This window comes from Streptomyces sp. NPDC050636, assembly GCF_040654775.1.
Classification (GTDB): domain Bacteria; phylum Actinomycetota; class Actinomycetes; order Streptomycetales; family Streptomycetaceae; genus Streptomyces.
Map to the genome: position 1 here is coordinate 1 of NZ_JBFAIP010000182.1, position 6,235 is coordinate 6,235.

General features: G+C 70.2%; 6 protein-coding genes and 1 pseudogene. 1 reads left to right on the forward strand and 6 read right to left on the reverse strand.

What is annotated here, in order from left to right; all coding sequences use genetic code 11:
• The coding region (locus tag AB0I10_RS39795; protein ID WP_363157629.1) for a PAS domain-containing protein at positions 1-706 on the reverse strand (706 nt) is incomplete at its 3' end.
• Positions 707-1,048: 342 nt separating this feature from the next.
• On the opposite strand from AB0I10_RS39795, the gene AB0I10_RS39800 reads away from it, so the two are divergent.
• Positions 1,049-2,626, forward strand: a complete 1,578-nt coding sequence (locus tag AB0I10_RS39800) for an AMP-binding protein (protein WP_363157630.1) — start codon at positions 1,049-1,051, stop codon at positions 2,624-2,626.
• Positions 2,627-2,651: 25 nt separating this feature from the next.
• Here the strand turns inward: AB0I10_RS39800 and AB0I10_RS39805 are convergent, their stop codons facing one another.
• The 5 genes and pseudogenes from AB0I10_RS39805 to ligD all read right to left on the reverse strand — a co-directional run bounded on the left by AB0I10_RS39805 (position 2,652) and on the right by ligD (position 6,180).
• A complete protein-coding gene (locus tag AB0I10_RS39805; RefSeq protein WP_363157631.1) occupies positions 2,652-2,879 on the reverse strand; it encodes a hypothetical protein in 228 nt (75 codons plus the stop codon).
• Positions 2,880-2,929: 50 nt separating this feature from the next.
• Positions 2,930-3,076: pseudogene (locus tag AB0I10_RS39810) on the reverse strand (DUF6629 family protein); the annotation flags it as partial.
• Between the two features lie 119 nt (positions 3,077-3,195).
• Positions 3,196-3,627, reverse strand: coding sequence for a hypothetical protein (locus AB0I10_RS39815; protein WP_363157632.1), 432 nt, complete (start codon positions 3,625-3,627; stop codon positions 3,196-3,198).
• Between the two features lie 164 nt (positions 3,628-3,791).
• A complete protein-coding gene (locus AB0I10_RS39820) occupies positions 3,792-5,018 on the reverse strand; it encodes a SpoIIE family protein phosphatase (protein ID WP_363157633.1) in 1,227 nt (408 codons plus the stop codon).
• A 151-nt stretch (positions 5,019-5,169) separates the two neighbouring features.
• On the reverse strand, positions 5,170-6,180 hold the full coding sequence (ligD, locus tag AB0I10_RS39825) for a non-homologous end-joining DNA ligase (RefSeq protein WP_363157634.1): 1,011 nt from the start codon (positions 6,178-6,180) through the stop codon (positions 5,170-5,172).
• Positions 6,181-6,235: the final 55 nt, after the last annotated feature.

Consider the following 6,235-nt stretch of genomic DNA (forward strand, 5'->3'; position numbering starts at 1 on the left):
AGTACGACACCGACCAGGCGTGGTCGGCGCCCGGGTCGGCGGCGGTGCGGCCGACGGTGAACTGGTCGAGCAGCGGCGTTCCGCTGGCGAGGACCTGGCGCATCGTGGCCTCGATGGTGTCGGTGTCCAGGAACTGCAGGGCGTCGGCGACATGACGGCCGATGTGCTGCTCGGCGGGCATGTCGTTGATGCGTTCCAGTGCCGGGTTGACCATGACGAACCGCAGGTCGGTGTCGAGGACCGCGAGCCCGATCGGTGACTGGGCGACCAGCCGTACCGACAGCGCCAGGTCCCGCTCCACGCGCCGCAGGACCGCCTGGTCGGTGGCGATGCCCAGAGCGAAGGTGTCCCCGCGTTCGTCCAGCAGCCGCATGTTGCGGAACTCCACCAGACGGGTGCTGCCGTCCTTGCGCAGTACGGGGAAGACGCCCGCCCAGCTTTTGCCGCTCGACATGACCTGGGAGAAGAGGTTCATGATCAGGTCGAGGTTCTCCGGTGCCACCATCAGGTGCGCGGCGGACCGGCCGAGCGCCTCCTGCGCGGTCCAGCCGAACAGCTCCTCGGCCTGCGGACTCCACAGCGTGATCCGTCCGTGCGCGTCCAGCATCACCGCGGCCACGCCCAACACGTCCAGCAGGCCACCGGGCTCGGACGGGCCCGCGCCGACCGAGGCGACGTCGTCCGGGAACGCGTCGGTCGCACCCATCCAGCACTCCTTCCGCCGGCCACCAGGACCGGCAGCCGTGGTGCTTCCGTGCACCGGCCGTCTCTCGCCGTGCTTCAGCTGCCCTCCATCATCTCTCCAGACGGGTCGGGCCCGCAGGGAGAGCGAGATGCCCAGGAGATCATTTTTCCGGGGCGAGCACTTCGAAGACGGAGGATTTCATGGCGAGCGCGTGCCGTCACGCCCTATGACGGAGCTCGTCCGGAGGTCCCCGACGACGCGCAACGCCCGTGCGGAACCATCCGACTTGGAGAAAACGACCGGCGGCGGGCGTCAGCGACCACCCGATATTAGTTACCTCTAGCAACTAACTACCCTGTACCCATGTCCTTAGACACACAGACAGCTACACAGGCAGCCACACAGACGGCTACACAGACGCATGCACAGCCCTTCCGCACCTACGTGGAGGAGAACCTCGACGCGCTGAGCCTCGCCCCGGAGCGCGTGGCCCTCGTCCACGAAGGCCGGCAGATCACCGCCGGCGCGTTCCGCGACCTCGTCCACCGGATGGCGCGAGCGCTGCGCGCGCAGGGCGTCGGACGCGGAGCGACCGCCACCCTGCTGTGCGGCAACCTGCCGGAGACCATCGCCGCGCGCTACGCGGCGAACCTGGCCGGCTGCCGGGTCAACCACCTCTACAACAAGCTCTCCGCCGAGGCCCAGGCCGCCATCGTCCGCGATGTCGAGACGCGCGCCCTGATCGTCGACCCTCGCTACACGGAACGGGCCGCCGAGGTCACCGAGTTGGCCCCCGTGCCGGACGTCCTGGTGCTCGGCCCCGCGAAGTCGGGCACCGATCTGCTGGAGCTGGCCGCCGGTCAGAGCGCCGGCCCCTTCCCCAGCGAGGCCCGTCCGGACGACGTGTGCAGCATCCGGCACACCGGAGGCACCACCGGCCACCCCAAGGGCATCTGCACCACCTTCGAGCAGGTGCACTGGTTCCAGGGAGCGATGCCCGAGGTGGCCCCTGGTGACCGCCGGCAGCTGGTCTGCACCACCCTCGCGCACGCGGCCGGGCTGCTGGCCGACAACACCCTGTACGAGGGCGGCACCGTCGTCCTGCTCGACGACTTCGACCCGAAGACCGCGCTCGCCGCCATCGAACGCGAGCGCATCACCGATCTGTTCCTCCTGCCGCCGCTGCTCTACCAGCTGATGGACCATCCGGACGCGCGGCACACCGACACCTCCAGCCTGCGCAATCTGACGTACGGCGGCTGCCAGGCGTCCCCTGCCCGCATAGCCGACGCGATACGGACCTTCGGCCCGGTGCTGCTCCAGGTTTACGGGCAGAACGAGGCGGGCGGGATCAGCGTGCTCACCCACGCGGACCACGACCCGGCGCGCCCGGATCGGCTGCGCTCCGCCGGAAAGGTGCTCCCCGATGTCGAGGTGGCGATCCGCGACGCCTCGGGCCGCGACCTGCCGCCGGGTGAGCACGGTGAGGTCTGCATACGCTCCGCCATGATCATGCAGGGGTACTGGAAACAGCCCGAACTGACCGCCGAGGTGCTCCGGGACGGCTGGCTGCACACCGGGGACGTCGGATTCCTCGACGACGAGGGGTACTTGACCATCGTCGACCGGCTCAAGGACATGATCGTCGTGGTCGGCGGCCATGTGTACACCACCGAACTGGAGGACCTGCTGAACTCGCACCCGCAGGTCCTGCAGAGTGCCGTCTTCGGTGTCCGCGACGCCGACCGCATGGAGCAGGTGCACGCCGTGGTGGTACCCGTACCCGGCAGCGGAGTCGACGGGCGGCAGCTCCGCGCCATGGTGCGCGAGGCACGCGGCGCGATGTACGAACCGGCCGATGTCACGTTCGTCGACGCCCTCCCGCTGACCGACGCGGGCAAGCCGGACAAGAAGGAACTGCGCCGCCGGGCCGAGCGGTAGCTCAGTGCCGCTGCGGGGAAGGGGGCTAGCCGCCCCATTCCCCGGGACCGCCGCCCTGCCAGTCGATGAGGTCCGTCTCCTCGACCTCCACCTCGTCCAGCGGGACATGCTCGGCCAGCAGGGCGTGCCGCAGGATCTTCACCAGATCCTCGATCCGGTGGGCGACGCCCAGGGTCCGGTCTCCGGCCGTCACTCGCCGCGCCCCGTCCGGGCCCGGCGGGTGCACGGTCACCCGTGGTGGCTTCTCGTCCATGACACCAGGCTGCGGCCGGGAGGGGCGGGGCGCATGTCGCGGCGCCCGTCTCAGCCCGCGCCGGCCCACCCGGCCGTTCGGTCCCGTCGCACCCAGCCGAACATCGGCAGAGCGACCACCGCGGCGAAGGCGCACCACGTGGAGACGAACTCCAGCCGCCACAGCGACGCACAGACCACGGCCCCCGCACCGACCAGGCCGTACACGAAGGCCGCGGCGGCGGTCGCGCCTGCGGCGGCGGGGACCAGCAGCCCGGACAAGCTGCGACGGGCCGTCGCGGATGTGCGCCGCGACGGCCCGTCTGTACTACCGGCTGTTAGAAGAGGAGGCCGAAAAGACCACCCCAGCCGAAGGGACCCCAGCCACCCCGGCCCCAGCCATCGTTGCCCCAGCCGCCGTTGCCCCGACCGTGGCTGTGGCCGTAGTGCTTCTTGTGGCCATAGTCCTTCTTGTGGCCATAGTCGCTTTTATTGCCGTAGTCCTTCTTGTGGCCGTAGTCCTTCTTGTGGCCGTAGTCCTTCTTATGGCCCTTGCCCTTGCCCTTGTCCTTGTCGTGACCCCAGCGGCCGTGGTCTTTGTCCTTCTTGTGGCCCTTGTCCTTGTCCTTGTCGTGACCCCACCGGCCGTGGTCATCGTCGGACACGGACACCGGGGCCTTGGGAGCGGCCTCAGCCATACCGCCGAGCGGAAGGATGGCAACAGCGGCAATCGCCGCGGCGGCCACGGTACGGCCTATGATCTTGCGCATTTGCGTTCTCCTGGTTGGCAGGAATCGGATATGGGATCGATACCGCGAGAACCAGCACGCTTTTCGTTCAATAGGCTTATTCACCCTTGCATGCAGGATATTGCTCCGACCGCAGCAAGTGCACGGGACAGGGACGGGGCTTGGCTGCGGTCGGTTGCGGCCGGTCAGAGGCGGATGATGACCAGCGCCGTGTCGTCGGTGGTTCCGTCGGGCGGGAGCAGCTCCGTCAGCAGTGCGTCGGCGAGTGCTTCGGGGTCGGCACCCCGATGCCGGGTGAGGGAGTCCGCGAGGCGGGCCAGCCCGATGTCGATGTCCTCACGGCGCCGTTCGATCAGCCCGTCGGTGTAGAGGACCAGGACGGTCCCGTCGGTGAACGGGGTGTGCGCCTCGGGCCGTGCCACATGGTCGGGCCGGACCCCCAGCGGCGGGTCGGTCGCCCGGTCCAGGAACTCCACGTGACCGTCGGGGCGCAGCAGGGCCGGCGGCGGGTGGCCGGCGCTGCTGTACGTGATGGTGTGCGCGGTCCAGTCGATGACGGCCTGCACGACGGTGGTGGATTCGGCGCCGGCCACGGAGTGGGCGTACAGACCGAGCACCTCCAGCGCCCTGGCGGGCCCGTCGGCGACCAGGACGGCGGCGCTCAGGGCGCTGCGGAGCTGACCCATGACACAGGCGGCGGCGAGCCCGTGGCCGACGACGTCGCCGACCGCCACCGCCATGCGGTCCCCGGGCAGGTCTTCCAGTTCGTACCAGTCGCCGCACACGTTGAGCGCGCCGATGGCGGGCTGGTAGCGGACCGCGGCCCGGTGGTGCCCCACGAGCCGGGGCGCGGGCAGCATCGCGTCCTGGAGGGCCAGCGCCACCTGCCGTTCCCGGGCATGGGCGGCCCGCAGCCGGTCGTTGACCTCCTGGAGTTCCCGGGCGCGGGTGTAGAGATCGGCCTCCAGCCGGTCCCGTTTGCCGTCGTCGGTCTCTGCGCGCGCCCGGATGAGCTCGGTGACCTCCTCGACGCGGTGGATGACCAGCAGCACCTCCCCGTCGGGGCCGAGCACCGGGGCGTTCACCGGGCTCCAGTACCGCTCCTCGAACACGCCTGGCCGCCCCGGTGCCTCCACGTCGTAACGCTGTAGCGCCATGGTGTCGGTCGTGGCGGTGGACACCGCCCGCCGGAGCGACGCCCGGAGATTGCGCTGGCCGGACGCTTCTGGATCATCGGGATTGTCGGGGAAGGCGTCGAAGAGTGAGCGGCCGATCAGACGGTCGCGTTCGCGCCCGGAGAGCCGCAGATAGGCGTCGTTGACGTCGGCGATCATGAACTGCGGGGTGAGCAGCAGCACGGCACCCGGCAGGTCTCGGAAGACCGCCGCGTAGTCGATCCGGGGTTCGCTCACGGGCTGCTGCCTGCCTAGACGACGGCGCCACGGTCCGGTGCGGCCTCACGGTCAGCACGGCCGGACCGGGCCGTGCCCTTGACCAGGCGATACGGGCGCAGCCGGGCGGCCCGCCCTGCCGTCAGTATGCGGCTTCGGCCCGCCGGCCGCCTCAGCGTTTGCGGGCCCGGCTCGGCTGGACCCGGGACGGTTCGCCCGGCATCTTCGGATGGTCGGGCGGGTACGGGAGATCGCCCAGCCCTTCGTCCGCCGCCTGCCGGTCGGCGAGTTCCAGGACGGATTCCAGGCCGAAGGCGTGCTCGCTCATGTCCGCGTGCACATCGCCGAGTTCGGCGAACCGCGGTGGGACCGTCATGAGGTCGAAGTCTTCGGGCACGGCATCGGCCAGTTCCTCCCAGCGGAGCGGGGTGGAGACGGTCGCGCGGGGCCGGGCGCGCAGGGAGTAGGCGGAGGCGATGGTCCGGTCCCGGGCCATCTGGTTGTAGTCCACAAAGACCTTCGCGCCGCGTTCCTCCTTCCACCAGGCCGATGTCACCAGCTCCGGCATCCGGCGTTCCAGCGTCCTGGCCAGCGCGATCGCCGTCCGTCTGACCTCGGTGAAGGTCCAGCTGGGGCGGATCGGTACATAGACGTGCACCCCGCGGCCGCCGGACGTCTTGGGCCAGCCGCGCAGCCCGTGCTCCGCCAGCAGCTCGCGCAGCGCGTACGCGACCCGGGCGGCGTCCGCGAAGTCGGTGCCGGGCTGCGGGTCGAGGTCGATCCGCAGTTCGTCGGGGTGTTCGGTGTCGCCGCGGCGGACCGGCCAGGGGTGGAAGGTCAGACAGCCGAGATTGGCCGCCCAGATCACCGCGGCCGGTTCGGTCGGGCACATCTCGTCGGCGAAGCGTCCGCTGGGGAAGGCGATACGGGCGGTGGGCAGCCACTCCGGCAGCCCTTTCGGTGCCCGCTTCTGGTAGAAGAAGTCGCCCTCGACCCCGTCGGGAAAGCGCTGCATGGTGGTGGGCCGGTCCCGCAGGCCACGCAGCACCCCCTCCACGACCGCGAGGTAGTACTGGGCGACGTCCAGCTTGGTGAAACCGCGCTCCGGGTAATACGTCTTGTCGGGATGCGACACACGCACCGTGCGCCCGGCGACGTCCAGCTCGACAGCTCCTGCGGCCATGCGTCCACGCTAGACGAGTAGGTGCGAAATCCCGTCGTCCGCCCGCAGGGCGGGC